Below are 17,156 nucleotides of genomic sequence, written 5' to 3'. Positions count from 1 at the left end.
GGCCCGCCGTTGCCCGCGGTGCCGGGGCCCGGGACTCGCGTCCCCCGCCCGGCGACGGGACACGTGCCCCGGGGCCGGGTGGGGGGCGGCCCGGCGACGGGGCGGGCGTGTCAGGCCACGACCGCCGGATTCAGGGGGGTGTGCGACCCGTCCGGGGTCACCAGTGCCGCGTGCCCGACCATGTGCAGCATGGGCAGGTCGGAGGAGTGGTCCCCGTACGCGTAGCAGTCCTCGGGGTCGATGTGCGGGTGGCGGTCGAGGAGTTCGCGTACCAGCACGCACTTGCCCTCTCCGATGGCGGGCCGGCCCAGCAGCTCACCGGTCAGGAAGCGGCCGCACCGTTCGAGCCTGGCCCCGAGCACGTACTGCGCCCCGACCGCCTTCGCGACATGGGGTATCAGCGGGGGGAACGAACCGGAGACCAGTGCCACGGCCGCGCCCGCGGCCCGGTGCCGGCGGAGGGCGTCGACCGTCCCGGTGATGTAGAAGTCCTCGGCCCGGCTGCGTTGCCCGTACCATCGGCCGGCCTCGTCCTCGACCTCGGCGACCGGACTGCGTCTGAAGGCCCGGTGGTACTCCCGGTTGGCCTCCTCCCGTGACATGCCCCGGGCCATCCGCGCGTAGAGGTCCGCGAGGAGTTCGTCGGTGGTCCTCGTGCCCTCGGCCCCGTGCCGGAACCCGGCGTAGTGGCGGAGGAACTCCACTCCGCTCCGGCAGCGGATGAGCGTGTCGTCGACGTCGCAGAACACCAGGTAGGCGGGCGGGGTGCCGTTCTGCGGGCCCAGCGGTTCGGTGGTCATGACGCGGATACCTCCTGCAGTGCCGTAGGCCTGACAGCGGCCAGGGAGTCGTGGTCGGTGAGCGAGGAGAAGACGGATGCCGCGTAGACCATGGCCGCCGCCTCCCTGCGGAGCATCTGGTGGGCGGCGACCGTGTGGATGTCCCGCCAGCTGCGTTCGATCAGGCCCGGTCCGCCGCAGGCGCTCACGCCGGCGGTCCGGAAGAGGCGTTCGACGCCGTCCACGAGCAGATCGACGGCGGCGGCGGATCTTCGTCTGTTCCTGAGGACGTCGCTCTCGGCGCGGGTGCCCGTGTCGGCGCATCTGGCCGCGTCCAGGAGGAGGAGCTCAGCGGTCTCGATGTCGTCGGCCGAGCGGGCCAGGGCGTGGTGCAGGCGGCTGCCGTCGTGCTGCGGAAGCCCCCGGGCCTGGGTCCGGGCCGCCCAGACCGACCACGCGGCCAGTGCGCCACGGGCCGCCCCGAGCGCCGGGGCGCAGAAGAGGAGGCCGCCGGCGAGGTGGGCGGGGACGGTGTGGCACCGCGAACGTCCCGGGCCGGGTGTACCGGCCAGCAGATCCGTCATGGGGAAGCTGCGGTGGTCCGGTACGAAGACGCTCTCGAGCACCGCGGTGTGGCTGCCGGTGCCGCGCATTCCGCTGCTGTTCCAGGATTCACGCACGAGGAAGTCGCTCTTCGGCACCGCGCACATGCGCAGACCCGCCGCACCGTCCGCGTCGGGCTCAGGCACGCACACCAGGAGCCAGTCCGCGAAGTCCACCCCGCTGACGCATTCCCACTCGCCGCTCAGCAGCCGGCCTGACGGCAGCCGGCGCGCCTCGCCCGACGGCCTGACCGAGGCGCAGATCCGGGCGTCCGGGCCGGCCGACCACAGGTCGCGCTGGCCTTCGTGCGGGAGGTACGCCGCGAATCGGCTGTGGGCCGCCCACAGGACCGCGCACCAGGCCGCCGAGGCGCACCCCTCCCCCACCGAGGCGGCCGCCGCGACCAGGCTCCCGAACGTTCCTTCCGTGCCGCCCCAGGCGCGGGGTACGAAGTGGCGTGCGAAGCCGGCGTGGGTCAGGAGTGCGACGGTCTCGTCGCCGAGCCTGCGGGCCTCGTCGGCGACCATGGCGTGGGTGGCCGCGCTCCGGGCCGCGGCCAGGACGGCCACCGGCAGCACCGGCGAGATCTCTTCGGCCTGATCGTCCGTCCGATTGTGACACTGCAACATCTGGCGAGCACCTCATTCGATGAATAGAATTCGTTCAGGAACGTATTTTTTTGCACTTCGGTCCCGCTCCGGAGCCGGCACAGAAGGGGAGCGTCATGCCCAAACAGGCACGTGCCCTGCGGACGTACGACCGCGTACTCGACGCGGCTGCCCACGAGTTCGCGCGGTACGGATACGCGAACGCGAACCTGCAGAACATCGCGGACCGCATCAGACTGACGAAGGGCGCGCTGTACGGTCATTTCGCGACCAAGGAGGACCTGGCCGTCGCGCTGGACGATCACTTGTCCAGCGCCCTGGGGGAACTGCTCGCCGAGGCCAGGGTCTCAGCCCACCCGGCGCTGAGCCGCCTGCGCTCCCTCATCCTCGGCCTCGGACGGCTCTTCGGTACGGATGCGCGGGCCCTCGCCGCGTTGCGGCTGTCGGCGGAGACCTCCCGCTCGGCCGCCAGGCCGATTCCCCTGCTGACGGAGACACACGGCCTCGTCCTCCACCTGGTGCGCGAGACCCAGAAAGCGGGCCACTGGAACGCCTCGGTCCCCACGGTCCCCCTGGCCGACCTCATCGTGGCCGCGCTCTTCGGTGCGTTCCTGACGGAGACCGGCTCCGCCGCCGGCCGCGGGCGCGCGGGCCCCGGCGAAGTCGTCGACACGATGTGGGAGGCCCTGTCCCAGGCGCTCGACGACACCCCCGCGCACCGGGACAGGCCATGACCGGGCCGTCAGCAGGTCACCAGGAGGCGAACCGCGACCAGGGGGCGCGGCTGCCCACGAACTTCCAGGTCATGTCGGCGCAGGCCAGCAGTTTCTCACCCTGGCGGGCCGCGACGCGCAGGGTGTACTCGTCGGACGGCACGCCGTCGGACGGGCCCTCCTCCAGGTCCAGAAGGATCTTTTCTCCCAACTCGCCGAAAGCGGCGCAGTCCAGGGAGAGGCCGGCCAGGGCGAAGGCCCGTCCGGCGCAGGTTCTTCGGGACGCCTCATGGACGGTGAGATGGCCGAACTGCCGGAAGCCCTCCAGCATGACCATCAGCGGCACGTGATCGGTGGGGTGGTCGAACAGGACCGCGTGATCGCGGTCGACCCGCAGCCCCCACTGCTGGTCGGGCCGGTCCCGTTCCAGTACGCAGTCCTTCCAGCGCAGCCGGCCCACCCGGCTCGGCCGTGCGATCCTGGCGTCCGGGGCGGGATGAGGCGGGACCTCCTCGTCGCACGCGGCCGGACGCCCCCGTAAGAGTCCGTAGCGCCGGTCGTCCAGCATGAGCCCCCGGGTGTGGCCGCGCCCACAGGGGCGGCCGTCGACCGTGAGCGTCACCTCCAGGCGGGCCCCGGCCGCCCGCCCCCGCCGGTCCCGCTCCTCGGTCCACGTGCCGTGCAGGACCACCGCCAGCGGTGCGGACCCGACACGGAGCGCGGCCGGGTCCGTGATGTCGAAGCTCACGTCCTGACCGATGAAGCGGGATCCGACAGGTACACCGAAGTACGTGTGCGCCCCGTAGAAGTGGGCCTGGCGCAGCGTCTCCGCGAACAGCAGCGGATCGTTCAGTCCGTTCTCGTCCGGGTGGTACAGCGCGTGGTCCCGCGGCCACTGGGCCCCCACCGAGAACGTGTCCGTACCGGTACGGACACCCCCGGTGACGAACACCTCGGCGATGGAACTGCGGTGCACGAGTTCGCGCGTGACGGGCTGGAGGAAACTGAGTACTTCGACCGCGGCACCTACGGATGACGCGTTCATGATCCTAGAATCATCGAGTACGACAGACATCTGAATACCTCGCCTCTCGGCTGGAGTAACCATGCGAGCGAACAGACGTGCGAAGCTTCTCTCTGCGCGTCATTAATATACCTGCGCGAAGGTATATTGCAAGGCTCGACGCGGTGCGCTTCCATGGGTGAACTGCTCACGGCAGCAGGGGGGTTGGGGACGGTCAGAAGCTAGCAAACCGGCGCAGCACGATATGGACGTCATGAGCAACGAGCGCAATGAACCACGGGCCCGCCTCTCCGCAGGCACCTCCTTCGACGACACTTCGCACCTCAAGCAGGAACGCGCCATCCGCACCCGCGGCACGATCCTCAACGCCGCCGCGGCGGCGTTCGCCACCGAGGGCTTTCCCCGGGTCACCATCAAGGACATCGCCGACGGTGCCGACCTGACCAAGGGAGCCGTCTACTTCCACTTCCCGAACAAGGAGGCGCTCGCCGTCGCGGTGCTGGAGGAGTTCTACCGGCGCATGCAGCAGACCGTCAACGGCGCTCTGGAACACGGTGATCCCGCATCGCCCTCGACCTTCGTGGAGGTCGTGAGACGTCTCGCCCGGGCCTTCCGCGAGGACATCTTCGTCCACGCCGGGGCCCGGCTGCAGATCGAGCGGCCCTACATCAAGGCCGAGCTGCCGGTGCCGTACGTGGGGACGCTGGAGGTGCTGGCCGAACTCCTGGGCAAGTGCCGCACGGCGGGAAGCCTTCCCGAGGACACCGATCCGGAGGCCATGGCGCGCGCGCTCGGCGCCGCCGTGTTCGGCGCGCAGCACATCTCCTGGGTGCTCAACGACCGCGAGGACGTGGTGGAGCGCGTGGAGGAGATCATCGACGCCTTCGTGCCGTTGCACTGAACGCCGGACTGCCCGGCCCCTGAGGGGCCGGGCAGTCCGGCGCGGGACGGGCGCGGCCGTCACTCCTTGACGAAGGCCAGCAGGTCCTCGTTGAGCCGATCGGCATGGGTGGCGAACAGGCCGTGCGGAGCACCCTCGTACGGTATGAACCGGCTGCCCTCGACGAGTTCCGCCGTCCGGGGGCCGCAGAGGGCGTAGGGCGCCGCGAGGTCCGCGGTGCCGTGGACGACGAGCGTGGGCACGGTGACCGCAGCGGTCTCCGCGCGCTGGTCGGTGGTGAACAGGGTGCGGTAGATCTCGGTCCCGGCCCGCGGTGAGGCCTCCAGGCCGGTGCTCACCAGCCAGCGTGCCAGTTCGGACGAGACCGGCAGTGCGGCCGGATCCGCGTCCGGGCCGCCGAAGAACGGGACGGTGCAGTCGCTCAGCCACTGGGCCCTGTCCCGCCGGATGGCCTCGGCCATCTCGTCGAAGAGGGCGATGTCGAGCCCGTCCGCGTTGTCCTCGGTCCGCAGCAGGAACGGAGTCGTGGAGGCGACCAGTGCCAGCTTCGCCACCCGGCCCGCGCCGTACCGGGACAGGTAGCGCACGGCCTCCCCGCCGCCGACCGCGTACCCCACCAGCACCGCGTCCCGCAGGTCGAGATGGCCGATGAGGTCGGCGAGGTCGTCTGCGAGGGTGTCGTAGTCGTAGCCGTCCCAGGGGGCGTCCGAACGCCCGCAGCCACGCCGGTCGTAGGTGACGCAGCGCAGTCCGCGCCCGGCGAGGAAGGGTGCCTGGAACTCCCACATGCGGGAGTCCATCATGGCGGTGCCCAGCAGGACGACAGGGCGTCCGGCACCCCAGTCCTTGTAGTGGAGCCGGGTGTCGTCCCGGGTCGTGACGTACGGCATGGGCGTTTCCTTCCTCCGAGGGGCGGGTGGGACGCGTCAGCCGCGCGCTGCGCGTCCGGGCGCGAACAGCACCAGGGCCGCGGCGGCGAGGCCGAGGGCGACGAGCGGGACGAGCGTGGTCGCGAACGCGTCCGGATAGGCGTCGGCGGAGCGGCCCGCATGGGCGAGCGCCGGGAAGAAGACCGATCCGGCGACCACCACGCCGAGGGCCGCCCCGCCCTCCTGGGCGGTGTTCAGCAGCCCCGACGCGGAGCCGGCGTGCTCGGGTACGGCCGCGCCCAGCACCAGGTTGGTCAGCGGACCGGTGGTCAGGCCCATGCCCAGCCCGGCGACGAGCAGCATCGGCAGCAGCCAGAGCACGTTCCCCTCCGGACCGAGCCCGTTCGCCGTGAAGGCGATCGCGGTGTAACCGGCCGCGAGGGTCAGCGGACCGCAGGCCACCGTCCGGGCGGACAGCTTGCCGGCGAACCGCGCCGACACCAGCGAGGCACCGAAGTAACCGGCACCCACCGCGAGGAAGACGAGGCCGGACTCCAGCGGCGACAGGCCCATGCCCTGCTGGAGGTAGAGGGCGAGGATGAAGAAGAACGAGCCCATCGCGAGGAAGTAGACGACCGTGGCGGCCAGGCCCACCGTGAAGAGCCGCACCCGGAACAGCGCGGGCTCGATCAGCGGCCCCGTGCCGGCCGCGGCCCGCCGGCGCAGATGCCGGACGGTCACCGTGACCAGGACGGCGGCCCCGGCCAGGCACCCCCAGACCCACACCGGCCAGTCCCGCTCCTGGCCCTCCAGGAGCGCGAACACGACGAGCGCCAGGGAAACGGTGACCAGCAGGGCGCCGGTCAGGTCGAGCCGGGTCCCGCCGGTGCCGCGCGACTCGGGGATCGTGCGCTTGACGAAGGCCAGCGAGACCAGGCACAGCGGGACGTTGATCAGGAAGATGGTCCGCCAGCTCAGACCCGCCACGTCGACGCTGATCAGGGCTCCGCCGATGAACTGGCCGAAGACGCCCGCCAGCCCGATGACCAGACCGTAGGTGTTGAAGGCCCGGTCGCGGGCGGCACCGGTGTAGACCGTGCCGATGATGCCGAGGACCTGGGGGACCATCAGCGCGGCGCTCGCGCCCTGGGCGATGCGGGCGACCACCAGGACGGTGATCGTCGGTGCGAAGGCGCAGGCCGCCGAGGCGATCATGAACAGTGTCATGCCGAGGAAGAACATCTTCCGGCGGCCGTACATGTCACCGAGCCGGCCGCCGGTGATGAGACCCGCCGTGAAGGCGACCCCGTAGCCGACGACGATCAGCTGGGCCTGGGCCGCGCCGGCCTGCAGGTCCGACCGGATGGCCGGAACCGCCACGTTGGCGATGAAGAAGTCGAGAACGGTGATGAAGGTGCCCACCAGCACCACGACGAGGGCACCGGCCGAGGGGGCGGCGGCCGGCGCCGGAGTGGCCCGTCCACGCTCCTCGGCGATGAGGTCCGGGCTTGCTTCAGAGGTCATTCCGACTGCTCTCCTGTGTTGTTTCCGTGTTTCGTGTTTCTCGGTCACCAGGTCACGGGGAGACGGGTCACCCCGTGGAAGACGGTGCCCCGGCGGAAGACCGCGCTCGGCTCGGCCGCCAGCCGGAGGGCGGGGAAGCGCCGCAGCAGGGTGCGCAGGGAGAGTTCCATCTCCATCCGCGCGAGCGGAGCGCCCTGGCAGTAGTGCGGGCCGTAACCCCACTGGAGGTGGCCGCTGGTGTCCCGGTCCAGGTCGATGGCATGGGGGCAGGCGAACACCGACTCGTCGTGGTTGCCCGCGGGAATGGAGATGACCACCGCGTCCCCCTTGGCGACCGGCACCCCGCCGAGGTCGAAGTCCTCCAGTGCCTGGCGGAGTATCGCGTCCTGCGAGATCGACCAGTAGCGCATCGACTCCTCGACGTACTGCGGGATGAGTGCGCCGTCGTCGGCGGCGACCTTGGCGAACAGGCTGTCGTCCCGCAGCAGCCCCAGGACGTTGAGGGCTATCTGGTTCGTGGTCGTCTCGTGGCCTGCCACCAGCACCAGCCGGGCGATGCCGACGAGCTCGTCCAAAGTGATCGCACCGCTCGCGTGGTGCACGGCCAGCCGGCTGATCAGGTCGTCCTCGGGCCGCTGCGTCTTGCGGCGGGCCAGCTCGGCGAGGTAGCCGGACATCTCCACGTACGCCGCGTACGCCGCCGCCGGGTCCTCCTGGGAGATGACGACCCTGGTCTTCTCGACGAAGAACGGGGAGTCCTCGTCCGGGACCCCCAGCAGCCGGGCGATGACCAGTGTCGGCAGGGTCTGCGAGAACGCCGCGTGCAGGTCCGCCGGCTTCTCGAGGTCCTCGAACCGGTCGAGGAGGTCGTCGATGAGCCGCTGCACCGGCTCCTTGAGCCCGCGCACCCTGCGCATGGTGAACTCGGTCTGGATCAGCCCGCGCAGCCGGGCGTGCTCGGGGTCGTCCAGGCGCAGGAACGAGCTCGGGTTGCTGCCCGGCGGTAACTGGATGCGCACCGGCGCGCCGGGCAGGCGCTCGTCGGCGCTGAGCCGGGGGTCGGACAGGGCCTGACGCACGTCGGCGTACCGGGTCACCAGCCAGGCCAGCCGCGACTCGGCGGCGCCCGCCGGGATGCGTACGGCGCAGGGCGGAGCCTTGCGCAGCTCGTCCAGGATCAGCGGGGGCTCACCCTCCTCGGTCCGGGCGAACGGCCAGTCCAGCACACGGGTCTGAGCGTCGAGCGACATGGGAGGAACCCCTCTGCGAGTCGGATGCACTTCCTCACCTACTCTTCCTTGACGCCCTGACGTGTACCTGACGCGGGAATGACCGCCTCCGTTCTCTGCGTGTCCTTCCGCTCAGTCGAGGAAGGCAGCTTCTATCCAACGGCGCACGCCCCCCTTGCGCATGCGGTGCAACCGCTCCACGGTGTCGGCCACCCGGCGCGGCCCGCCCACGGACAGGAACTTCTCCTGGACCATCTGGGAGTGCCGGGAGCGGGTGTCGGGGCCCGCGGCACCGAGCGGGATCAGACGGGAACGGGAGATGGTCCGGCCGTCCGTCAGCCGTACGACGACCCGGGCACCGGTGGCCTTGGTGGAGCGGGAGAAGTCCCGGCCGCCGGCCTCCAGGCTGCCCACGAGGTCGACGAGCTCGTCGCCGCCGAAGCCGCGCAGCCACGGGGTGGCCAGAGGTCCCGCCTCGCGCACCGCCTCACCGAACGGCGCGTCGGACACGAAGAGTTCACGGGTCATCGCCGTGTCGTGCTCCAGCCGCACCCGGCCGGCCAGCGACCAGCGCACGGGGTCGTCCAGCTGCGGCGCGGAGAAGTCCTCCACGGAGAACTCACCGGTCAGCAGGGTGGTGGCGACCGGATAGGGAACGTCGAGCACGAGTGCGCCCAGCGGGGAGCGGGGGCCGTCGACGTACCGGGCCGCGCGCTCCCCGGCGAACAGCGTGTACAAGGACGCCTCCACGACGACCTCCCGCACGTCCTCCGGGCGCAGCGGGCCGAGTTCGCGGTGGATCTCGGCGGCGCAGTCCACGGCCGCGTCGATGCCGGGGCCGCCGGGGTGCATCTTGAAGGAGAGGGTCTCGGTGTGCCAGCGCCGGCCGAGCCCCTTCGCCACCGCCTGGGGCAGCGGAACCGTCGCGAACCGGGCGAGGAAGCCGTCCTGGTGCTCGATGATGTCGGGTGCGCCGCGCAGTCCGGCGGCGGCCGCGTCACAGGCGTCCATCGCGGTGCGTACCGGCGTGAAGGTGTTGAACAGGCGGGCGTCGCTGGCCAGGAAGGCGCGCATCAGCGGCCAGTTGGGCATGGCGAACGCGAGCCCCAGGGCGTTCTCCCACTGGTCCGCCGGGGCCCGGTCGCAGTGCAGCCGGCCGGCCACCGCACCGGCCAGGTGGGTGTGCACGGCGCTCTGCCCGCGCAGCGGGCCGAGGGTGGCGGAGGCGGTGATGCGGGCCGCGCACTCGTTGGCCGCGACGACCGCGGTCAGCAGGGAGAGCCCGTCGAGCTGGCGGGCGTACGCGAAGGCCAGGGGCACGGCGACGGTGGAGTTGGACAGGTGGCCGGCGTAGGCGGTGTCGTCGAGGTTGAGCCAGGAGCCGAGGGCGGCGAAGACACTCGCCGCGGTGCGCGGGTCGCGCTGCATGGGGTGGCCGAAGGCCGCCACCAGGCGGCGTCCCAGCGGGTGTTCGAGGCCGGCCCGGATCGAGGCGATCTGGGACAGCACCTGGCTGGCCGCGAGCTTGAGGACGCGGCAGGGAATGTGCTCGGGACGCAGGTTCGCGGCCCAGTGGGACAGTTCGCGCAGCGGTGTGTCCGAGGGCGGGCGGGAGCGGGTCGACCGCGCCTGGCTCTCCCACTGCTCGCACAGGGCCCTGGCCACGCTTTCGCTGAGTACAGCAGCCGTCATGGCGCGACATACCTTCTCTACGGGAGGACGCGGATGGGACACGGCGGGCGGGGGTTCCGGCTCTCCCGGTGCCCCCGCCCGCCACGCGTGCGGATCAGGCGCCGGGGACCTTGTCCAGGAACCCGAAGACACCCTTGATGCGGCCGTCGTCACCGGTGACGAGGACGTCGAAGCCGATCGCGACGGGCTCGGCGCCCGGCTCGGTCACCAGGCCCCACTGGAAACGGGCGATGTTGTGGTGGGTGTCCACCGCTCCGTGCAGCTCGAAGGAGAGCCCCTTGAACTGCTCCTGCGCACCGGCGATCACGGCCCCGAAACCGTCGTGTCCCTCGACGGCGACGAGCGGGTCGATGTACGGGGCGTCCGGCGTGAAGAGCTCGGCGATGCCCGCCGCACGCTTGTCGGCGTCCGTCTCGTTCCACAGGGCGAGGTACTGGGTGGCGGTGTTGGTGAGGTCGCTCATGGCGGTCTCCTTCTCCTTGTGATTGCGGTGACTGCCGGGCCGTCATGGATGCCGGCCCGGCGGAGGGTCGTGAGGTCCCGGAAGGCCCGGGAAGGGTCAGGGCTCCCCGGTGGCGGGAGCCCAGACGGCCAGGGCACCGGGCATGACCTCGAAGGTCGCCGACGGGCCGATGCCGTGCTGGTACTCGCCGTCGTGCTCCAGGGGCAGCCGGTGTCCGTCGGTGCGCTCCACGGTGATGGTGCGGCCGCGGGCGTAGACGGTGTCCGGGAGTCCCATGTGGGCCGCTGTTCTGGTGAGTTCGGGGACGTCGGCGGCGGGCACGCCGTCCCCGATGACGCAGACGTCGAGCAGTCCGTCGTCGAGGAGCGAGTCGGGCAGGACGAGATAGCGCCCGCCCCGGTAGCGGCCGCCGCCGACGTTGGCGAGGACGGTCGGCCCCTCGTGCACCACGCGGCCGTCGACGGTGACCCGGCCCGGGTACGGGACGTACGCGGCCGCGGTGTCGGCGAACGCCTTGGTGTACAGGTCCCTGCCCGTCAGGGGGATCTCCCGCGCCCTGATCAGCGCGTCGGCGATCACACCGGAGCAGGCGCCCAGGTAGACGCACTGCCGGGTCTCGGCCAGGCGGGCCAGGTCGAGGCGCCGCAGCCGGGCGCTGCCGCCGGCGCCGGAGTCGGTGAGGACCGCTTTGAGGGACTCGGTCCAGGGGCGCTCGCCCCACAGCATCTTGTAACCGGAGTTTCCGGTGCCGCCGGGCACCACGGCGAGCGCGGCGCGGCCGGGCGCGGAGGCCAGGCCCTGCACCACCTCACGGACGGTGCCGTCCCCTCCGATGACGACCACCAGGTCGGGTGCGCGGCCCGGCCCTTCCAGGGCACGGCGCACGGTGACGGTGGCGTCCCCCGGTGCCGTGGTGAGGTGGGTCTCGACGTGCTCCAGGCTGCCGGCGCACAGCTCGGCGACGTCACGCACCAGTCGGGGGCTGTGACTGCCGGAGGCGGGGTTGGCCAGGACCAGGGCCCGGGTCGGGCCCGGGACTGTGGCGTTGTCTGCCATCGGGCGTACTCCTCGGGATCGTGGTGGCACCGGCTGTGGCGGGACCGGGCCCGGACAGCTGTCGGGCGCGGCCTCCACAACTGTGCCAAGGGGTGCTGACACGGCTCTGACGTGCTGCTGACGCCCGGGACCCGGCCGCCGACGGGGGGGGTGGGGAGGCGCTCAGCGTGCCGCCGGGGCGACGACCCGCTGCAACCGCTGGGCGAAGTGCATGGTGACGGCCTGTGCGTGGGCGTCGATGTAGAAGTGGCCGCCCGGGTACTCGCTGTGGCCGAGGTAGGCCGGGCTGCGCTCCGCCCAGTGCTTCATGGCCTCCGGGTCCTCCTGGAGCGGGTCCGAGCGGCCCCCGTAGGAGGCCAGTGCGCAGCGGACCCCCGCCTTGTCGTCCACGTACTGCGCGGCGACCCTGAGGTCGGCCCGCAGGGCCGGGACGACCAGGGCGAGCATCGCCGGGTTGTCGTAGACCTCGGCGGGGAAGGACCCCAGACGCTTGATCCACTCGATCAGTTCGGGTTCCGGCATCCGGCTCTGCTCCTCGGTGGGCGCGTACCAGCCCTCCGGCGACCAGCCGGACATGCCGATCATGACGGGGGAACGGCCGCCCTCCTCCTCCATACGGGTCGTCAGCCGGAAAGCGAGCTGGGCGCCGAGGCAGTGCCCGAAGAAGGCGAAGGGCCGGTCGTCGAGGTCGTCGAGCACTGCTTCGTGGAGGGCGTCGAGCAGCGGGTCCCAGTCCTCGTACGTGATCTCGTCACGGCGGTTGTGGCGGCCGGGCAGGGTCACCGCCTGAGCGGCGATGTCGGCCGGGAGCAGCTTCTCCCAGTCGCGGTAGATGATGGCGCCGCTGCCCGCGTGCGGGAGCAGGAAGAGCCGTACGGACGCGTCCGGGGACGGCTCGACGGGGTGGAACCACTGGCCTGTACGGGACATGTCCATGCCTATGGCGCTGGTCACGATTTCGTTCCTCCATCGGTGAGGGTCCGGTCGATCTCACGTACTGCGGGGAGCAGCACCTCGGCGACTTCCTTCAGCTGGGGCTCCGGGTCGAGCGATCCGATCCGCAGGACGAGGTGCCGGGCGCCGGCGCGGACGTAGCCGCCGAGCCATTCGGCACACTGCTCGGCGCTGCCCCAGCCGTAGGCCTGGATGGCCGACATCTGTTCCAGGGAGCGCCCGTAGTAGTGGCTGATGTAGTGCTCCAGCTCGGTCCTGGCCGCGGTGGCGTCGCTGTTGACGGTGACCGTCGCGTACAGCGCGGGGGTCACGGCGCCGGGGCCGCGGCCCGCCTCGCCGGCGAGTTCGGCGATCCGCCGGCAGGCCCTGCCGTACGCGTCGACGTCCGGCAGGAAGGGCAGCCAGCCGTCGTAGCGGGTGGCCGCGCGGGCGAGCACCTTGGGCGTGTCGCTGCCCGCCAGCCAGAGCGGCGGGCCGCCGGGGGTGGCGGGGTTCGGCAGCCGGTCCAGCCGGTCGGCCTGCCAGTACTTGCCCTGGAAGCCGGTGGGGCGGCCCGGCTCGCCCGCGGACCACGCGGTGCGCCAGAGGTCGGTGATCTCGTCGAGGCGGCCGACCCGCCCCGTGAAGGAGGCTCCGACCGAGGCGAACTCCTCCTCCGTCTCGGGCATCGGGAACCCGGAGCCGAGGCCGAGGACCAGGCGGTCCCGCGCGACGTGGCCGAGACTCGCCACCATGTTGGCGCCGATCAGCGGGTGCCGCAGGGCGGGGGTGAGGGCGGCGGTGCCGACGGTGATCCGCTCGGTGGCGGCCGCGGCGGCGGAGAGCACCACGAGGGGGTCGAGGCGGGGGCGCGCCGTCAGGGAGTCGCCGGCCCACAGGGAGTCGAAGCCGAGGCTTTCCGCCTGGCGGGCGAAGTCCAGGAGGGGGGCCGCCGCGTAGGTGCCGTTGATGGCCTGCTCCCTGGTCGGGAGCAGGATTCCGATGCGCAGGGCTCCACCGGGGGGCTGCGGGCGGTGGTGGGACCCCGCGCCGTCGTATGCCTGTCGCGCGGGTGTCCGCGCCCCTTCCGGGGCGGGGCCGGGCCGTTCGGCGTCCATGGGTGCCGCTTCCTCTCTTCGTTCTGCCGTCACTTCTGGTTCAGCTCAGCGGGTCGCGTGCCGGGGCGGAGAGCTGCTGCCGCACGGCGCGGCGCAGGATCTTGCCCGACGGGTTGCGGGGCAGGCTGTCGACGATGTGGTAGGCGCCGGGGATCTTGTAGTCGGCCAGGCGGCCCCGCAGGGACAGCAGGAACTCACGGGGGGTCGCGGTGGTGCCGGGGCGCAGGACCACCGCGGCGTGCACCGCCTCGCCCCAGTGCGGGTCGGGCAGCCCGACGACGGCGGAGTCCGCGACGGCCGGGTGCGCGGCGAGCGCCTTCTCGACCTCGGCCGGGTAGATGTTCTGCCCGGCGACGATGATGGTGTCGTTCATGCGGTCGCAGAGGTAGAGATAGCCGTCCTCGTCGAGGTAGCCGGCGTCCCCCATGTGCAGCCACTCCCCCACCAGGGTGCGGCCGGTGGCTTCCGGGAGGTTCCAGTAGCCGAGCATCCGGGAGGGCGCCCGGACACAGATCTGGCCGATGGCTCCGGGCGGCAGTCCGACGCCGTCCGGGCCGATCACCTTCACCTCGTTGCCGGGGCAGGGCCTGCCGACGGACTCCAGGACCGGGCTGCCCGGGTAGTGGTCCTCGGGAGGCAGGCACACGGCCACGCTGCCGGTCTCCGTGCTGGCGTAGATCTGTGCGAACTCGCAGTCGAACGTCTCCAGGCACTGCTTCAGCAGCGTCTCGGACATCGGGGCGGCCCCGTAGCAGACCTTGCGCAGGGAGACGAACGCGTCCGGACCCGCGGTCCGTTCACCCGCCATCATCTGGAGCATGGCCGGCGCGGCGAAGGTGGTGGTGACCCGGTGGGTACGGATCAGCCGCACCGCCTCCTGCGGATCGAACTGGGGCATGATCACACTGGTGCCGCCGGCGTTGAACGTGTGCATGAACCAGCCGATGCCCGCGATACCGAAGCCCGGCAGGGAGATCAGGGCGACGTCCTCGGGCAGCCAGTCGATCCAGGCGGCGCCGTGTTCGCGCATCGCCTGCGGCAGGGTGAAGAAGCTGCGGTGGGCGAGCACGGCCCCCTTGGGCAGTCCGGTGGTACCGCTGGTGTAGATCTGCACGACCGGGTCGTCGGGCCCGGTGCCGACCTCCAGCTCGGTGTCCGGCCGGCTCGCGTACCAGGCGGGCAGCCCGGCGCCGCGGGCCGGCTCCCCGTCGGTGTCGGTGCCGTCGATACGGATCACCGTGTGGAACTCGGGCAGGTGGGGGCGGACCTTGGCGGCGGTGTCCCAGAACTCGTCGTCGACGAAGACCAGGACGGCGCCCGAGTCGCGCAGGATGTGGTCGACCTCGTCCGGGGTGAGCCGCCAGTTGACCGGGACCAGGACCGCGCCGATCTTGGCGCAGGCGAGGATCACCAGGTAGTAGTTCTCCGACTCGCGCCCCAGGTAGGCGACCCGGTCGCCGCGCCGCACACCACTGGTGCGCAGGGCGTGGGCTGCGCGGTTGCTCTCCCGGTGCAGCTTGGCGTAGGTGGTGATCCGGCCCTCGCAGACGATCGCCGCGTGGTGCGGGCGGCTGCCGGCGTGGGCGCGGGCGGCGTGGTTGAGCGTCCAACTGGCGTTGTCCGCGATGGTCATGGTGGTCATGGGGTCCTCCCCGTTCGTCCGGGACGAGTCGTGCGGGGTCATGCCGTGGGGACCGGGCACAGTTGCCCGTCGAGGAAGGCGGCGAGCTGCCGCACCGTCGGCTGGTCGAAGGTGATCGAGGCGGCCAGCGGCAGCCGGAACACCTGCTCCAGACCGGACTTGACGTTCTGGGCCATCAGTGAGTCCAGGCCGAGCGAGACGAACTCGGCCGACTCGTCCAGCTCGTCGTCGGCATCCATCTGCAGGACGGCGACGACCTTGTCCCGGACCACCTGGGTGATCAGGGCCCTGCGCTCCGGTGCGGGCAGGGCACCGAGCGAGGCGGCGTCGAAGCCGTCGTCGGCGGTGGCGTCCTGGCGCGCGAGGCGGTCGTAGAACTGGTCGCCGGTGGCGCTGCCGGCCACGTAGCGGTCCCAGTCGAACTCGCCCACCACCCGCTGGGTGCGCGGGCGGCCGCCCCACAGCCTGGCCAGGGTGTCCAGGGCCCGGGCCGGCGAGAAGAAGCGGACGCCGCTGCGTTCGATCTCGCGGCTGAGGTGCTCCTCCAGACGGGCGGACATACCGACCCTGGCCCAGGCGCCCCAGTTGACGGAGAGCCCCGGCAGACCCCGGCGGGTGCGCCACTCGGCGAGGCTGTCGAGGCCGGCGCTGGCCGCCGCGTAGTGCCCCTGGGTGGCGCCGCCGAGGACGGAGGCGATCGACGAGTACGTCACGAAGAACTCCAGCTCCGGGAAGGAGCTCTGCGCGGCCTCGTGCAGCAGCCAGCCGCCGTACGCCTTCGCGGCGAGCTGGGCGTCGATGGACTCCCAGGTCAGCTCGGCGATCAGCTTCTTGTCGTAGGAACCGGCCGCGTGGACCAGGCCGCCGACCGGGTACGGTCCGGCCGCCACCTCGTCCACCAGCGCGCGCACGCCCTCGGGAAGGCTCACGTCGGCCCGTACGAGGGCGAGTTCGGCGTTCTCGGCAAGCTCCGCCAGGACCGGCCCGGCCTCCTCGGTCGGCTTTCCGCCCCGGCTGACCAGGGTCAGGTGCCGGGCCCCCAGAGCCACGAGCTTGCGGGCCGTGACGAGGCCGAGGCCGCCGAGACCGCCGGTGACGATGTAGGTGCGGTCGGGGCGGACGGCGGAGCCGGCCCCGTCGTCCGCCGCGGGTGCGGCCGGCTCGTCGGCGTGCGTGCCCGGCAGGTCCAGCCACACCTCGGCGGCCGGGTCGGTGAGGGCGGTGCGCAGGGCCTCGCCCGTCTCGTCCAGGCGGAAGTACCGGCTCCCGTCGTGCGGGCCGGAGTGCGGCGCGAGCACGACCGACGCGGACGGGACGGTGAGCGTGGAGCGCAGGGTCCCGTCATGGCGTACGAGGACCTCGTCCCCTTCGCTGAACCCGGCCCCCTCGCCCGCCGCGCGCACGATGCCGGTGGCCCGGGTGCCCAGCACGGGCGGGGGCTCCTCCTCCTCCCGTTCGGCGCGCCCGGTGTCCAGCGCGGTCCGGGCGTCCTGGTCGGTCAGGGCGACGGCGCGGACCTCGACCTGGACCTCGTCGGCGTCCGGCGCGCGGTCCGCGGCGGGCACCAGCGCCAGGTCGGAGAGGTCACCGGAGTCGGGGGCGCGCAGCTCGTAGCCGCCGTTCCAGGTGAGCGTCGCGTCACCGGCGAGGAGCCGGCGGACGTAGCGCCTGCCGGGCCGGTGGGCGACCTGGTACTCCCCCGGGGTCTCGGCCGTCCACTCCGCGAGCAGCGGTTCGAGGTCGCTGCCCGGTGCGAGGTCGACGAGGGTGGCGCGGTACTGCGGGTACTCGGTGAGCAGCACCCGTCCGAAGCCCCACAGGGTCGCGGCGGCGAGGTGCCCGCCGTCGCCGGCCGGGTCGCCCGGGAGCCCCTGGGCACCCTCGGTCACCAGCCACAGCCGGGGCGGCCGGGGCTGTCCGGCCGCGTCCATCGCGGTGATCAGGGCCAGCAGTTCGCGGTAGTTGTCCTCGCACTCGGCCCGCATCCGCTCGGCGGACATGG

The 17,156-nt window shown here is 72.2% G+C and carries 15 protein-coding genes; 2 read left to right on the top strand and 13 right to left on the bottom strand.

Features of this window, described 5'->3' with window-relative positions; genetic code table 11:
* Positions 1-110: 110 nt before the first annotated feature.
* Positions 111-800 carry an HAD-IB family hydrolase gene (locus VN520_RS28770; RefSeq protein WP_325749878.1) on the bottom strand — a complete coding sequence of 230 codons (690 nt, stop codon included), beginning with the start codon at positions 798-800 and terminating at the stop codon, positions 111-113.
* On the bottom strand, positions 797-2,011 hold the full coding sequence (locus VN520_RS28765; protein ID WP_325749877.1) for an oxidoreductase: 1,215 nt from the start codon (positions 2,009-2,011) through the stop codon (positions 797-799). Before VN520_RS28765 ends, VN520_RS28770 begins: the two co-directional genes overlap by 4 nt.
* A gap of 95 nt (positions 2,012-2,106) precedes the next feature.
* Here VN520_RS28765 and VN520_RS28760 point away from each other — a divergent pair, with 95 nt between their 5' ends.
* The gene (locus tag VN520_RS28760) at positions 2,107-2,724 is read left to right on the top strand and encodes a TetR/AcrR family transcriptional regulator (RefSeq protein WP_325749876.1); all 618 of its coding nucleotides are present in this window, start codon (positions 2,107-2,109) and stop codon (positions 2,722-2,724) included.
* Between the two features lie 16 nt (positions 2,725-2,740).
* Here the strand turns inward: VN520_RS28760 and VN520_RS28755 are convergent, their stop codons facing one another.
* Entirely contained in the window at positions 2,741-3,748 is a 1,008-nt protein-coding gene (locus VN520_RS28755) for a ScbA/BarX family gamma-butyrolactone biosynthesis protein (protein WP_325749875.1), read from the bottom strand.
* Positions 3,749-3,980: 232 nt separating this feature from the next.
* Here VN520_RS28755 and VN520_RS28750 point away from each other — a divergent pair, with 232 nt between their 5' ends.
* On the top strand, positions 3,981-4,628 hold the full coding sequence (locus VN520_RS28750; RefSeq protein WP_325749874.1) for a ScbR family autoregulator-binding transcription factor: 648 nt from the start codon (positions 3,981-3,983) through the stop codon (positions 4,626-4,628).
* Between the two features lie 59 nt (positions 4,629-4,687).
* Here VN520_RS28750 and VN520_RS28745 read toward each other — a convergent pair whose 3' ends face one another.
* From VN520_RS28745 to VN520_RS28700, 10 genes are all read right to left on the bottom strand, one after another.
* A complete protein-coding gene (locus VN520_RS28745; protein ID WP_325749873.1) occupies positions 4,688-5,518 on the bottom strand; it encodes an alpha/beta hydrolase in 831 nt (276 codons plus the stop codon).
* Between the two features lie 36 nt (positions 5,519-5,554).
* Positions 5,555-7,021: an MFS transporter gene (locus tag VN520_RS28740; protein ID WP_325749872.1), complete on the bottom strand. Its 1,467-nt coding sequence runs from the start codon at positions 7,019-7,021 to the stop codon at positions 5,555-5,557.
* Positions 7,022-7,065: 44 nt separating this feature from the next.
* Positions 7,066-8,271, bottom strand: a complete 1,206-nt coding sequence (locus VN520_RS28735) for a cytochrome P450 (RefSeq protein ID WP_325749871.1) — start codon at positions 8,269-8,271, stop codon at positions 7,066-7,068.
* A gap of 111 nt (positions 8,272-8,382) precedes the next feature.
* Positions 8,383-9,942, bottom strand: coding sequence for an MmgE/PrpD family protein (locus VN520_RS28730; protein WP_325749870.1), 1,560 nt, complete (start codon positions 9,940-9,942; stop codon positions 8,383-8,385).
* A gap of 94 nt (positions 9,943-10,036) precedes the next feature.
* Complete coding sequence (locus VN520_RS28725) at positions 10,037-10,405, bottom strand: nuclear transport factor 2 family protein (protein WP_325749869.1); 369 nt, start codon at positions 10,403-10,405, stop codon at positions 10,037-10,039.
* A 96-nt stretch (positions 10,406-10,501) separates the two neighbouring features.
* Positions 10,502-11,461: a diacylglycerol/lipid kinase family protein gene (locus VN520_RS28720; RefSeq protein WP_325749868.1), complete on the bottom strand. Its 960-nt coding sequence runs from the start codon at positions 11,459-11,461 to the stop codon at positions 10,502-10,504.
* A gap of 162 nt (positions 11,462-11,623) precedes the next feature.
* Entirely contained in the window at positions 11,624-12,391 is a 768-nt protein-coding gene (locus VN520_RS28715) for a thioesterase II family protein (protein ID WP_325749879.1), read from the bottom strand.
* Between the two features lie 20 nt (positions 12,392-12,411).
* On the bottom strand, positions 12,412-13,512 hold the full coding sequence (locus VN520_RS28710; protein WP_325749867.1) for an LLM class flavin-dependent oxidoreductase: 1,101 nt from the start codon (positions 13,510-13,512) through the stop codon (positions 12,412-12,414).
* 40 nt (positions 13,513-13,552) lie between these two features.
* On the bottom strand, positions 13,553-15,145 hold the full coding sequence (locus tag VN520_RS28705; RefSeq protein WP_414719976.1) for a fatty acid--CoA ligase: 1,593 nt from the start codon (positions 15,143-15,145) through the stop codon (positions 13,553-13,555).
* Between the two features lie 47 nt (positions 15,146-15,192).
* On the bottom strand, positions 15,193-17,156 hold a 1,964-nt coding region (locus VN520_RS28700; RefSeq protein WP_325749865.1), incomplete at its 5' end, for an SDR family oxidoreductase.

This window comes from Streptomyces sp. (assembly GCF_035563135.1).
Classification (GTDB): domain Bacteria; phylum Actinomycetota; class Actinomycetes; order Streptomycetales; family Streptomycetaceae; genus Streptomyces.
This window is presented reverse-complemented; position numbering and strand designations above follow the sequence as displayed.

Excerpts from the sequence above, each read along its gene's own strand:
- VN520_RS28770 (WP_325749878.1), bottom strand. The coding sequence starts at position 800 with ATGACCACCGAACCGCTGGGCCCGCAGAACGGCACCCCGCCCGCCTAC.
- VN520_RS28765 (WP_325749877.1), bottom strand. The coding sequence starts at position 2,011 with ATGTTGCAGTGTCACAATCGGACGGACGATCAGGCCGAAGAGATCTCG.
- VN520_RS28760 (WP_325749876.1), top strand. The coding sequence starts at position 2,107 with ATGCCCAAACAGGCACGTGCCCTGCGGACGTACGACCGCGTACTCGAC.
- VN520_RS28755 (WP_325749875.1), bottom strand. The coding sequence starts at position 3,748 with ATGAACGCGTCATCCGTAGGTGCCGCGGTCGAAGTACTCAGTTTCCTC.
- VN520_RS28750 (WP_325749874.1), top strand. The coding sequence starts at position 3,981 with ATGAGCAACGAGCGCAATGAACCACGGGCCCGCCTCTCCGCAGGCACC.
- VN520_RS28745 (WP_325749873.1), bottom strand. The coding sequence starts at position 5,518 with ATGCCGTACGTCACGACCCGGGACGACACCCGGCTCCACTACAAGGAC.
- VN520_RS28740 (WP_325749872.1), bottom strand. The coding sequence starts at position 7,021 with ATGACCTCTGAAGCAAGCCCGGACCTCATCGCCGAGGAGCGTGGACGG.
- VN520_RS28735 (WP_325749871.1), bottom strand. The coding sequence starts at position 8,271 with ATGTCGCTCGACGCTCAGACCCGTGTGCTGGACTGGCCGTTCGCCCGG.
- VN520_RS28730 (WP_325749870.1), bottom strand. The coding sequence starts at position 9,942 with ATGACGGCTGCTGTACTCAGCGAAAGCGTGGCCAGGGCCCTGTGCGAG.
- VN520_RS28725 (WP_325749869.1), bottom strand. The coding sequence starts at position 10,405 with ATGAGCGACCTCACCAACACCGCCACCCAGTACCTCGCCCTGTGGAAC.
- VN520_RS28720 (WP_325749868.1), bottom strand. The coding sequence starts at position 11,461 with ATGGCAGACAACGCCACAGTCCCGGGCCCGACCCGGGCCCTGGTCCTG.
- VN520_RS28715 (WP_325749879.1), bottom strand. The coding sequence starts at position 12,391 with ATGTCCCGTACAGGCCAGTGGTTCCACCCCGTCGAGCCGTCCCCGGAC.
- VN520_RS28710 (WP_325749867.1), bottom strand. The coding sequence starts at position 13,512 with ATGGACGCCGAACGGCCCGGCCCCGCCCCGGAAGGGGCGCGGACACCC.
- VN520_RS28705 (WP_414719976.1), bottom strand. The coding sequence starts at position 15,145 with ATGACCATCGCGGACAACGCCAGTTGGACGCTCAACCACGCCGCCCGC.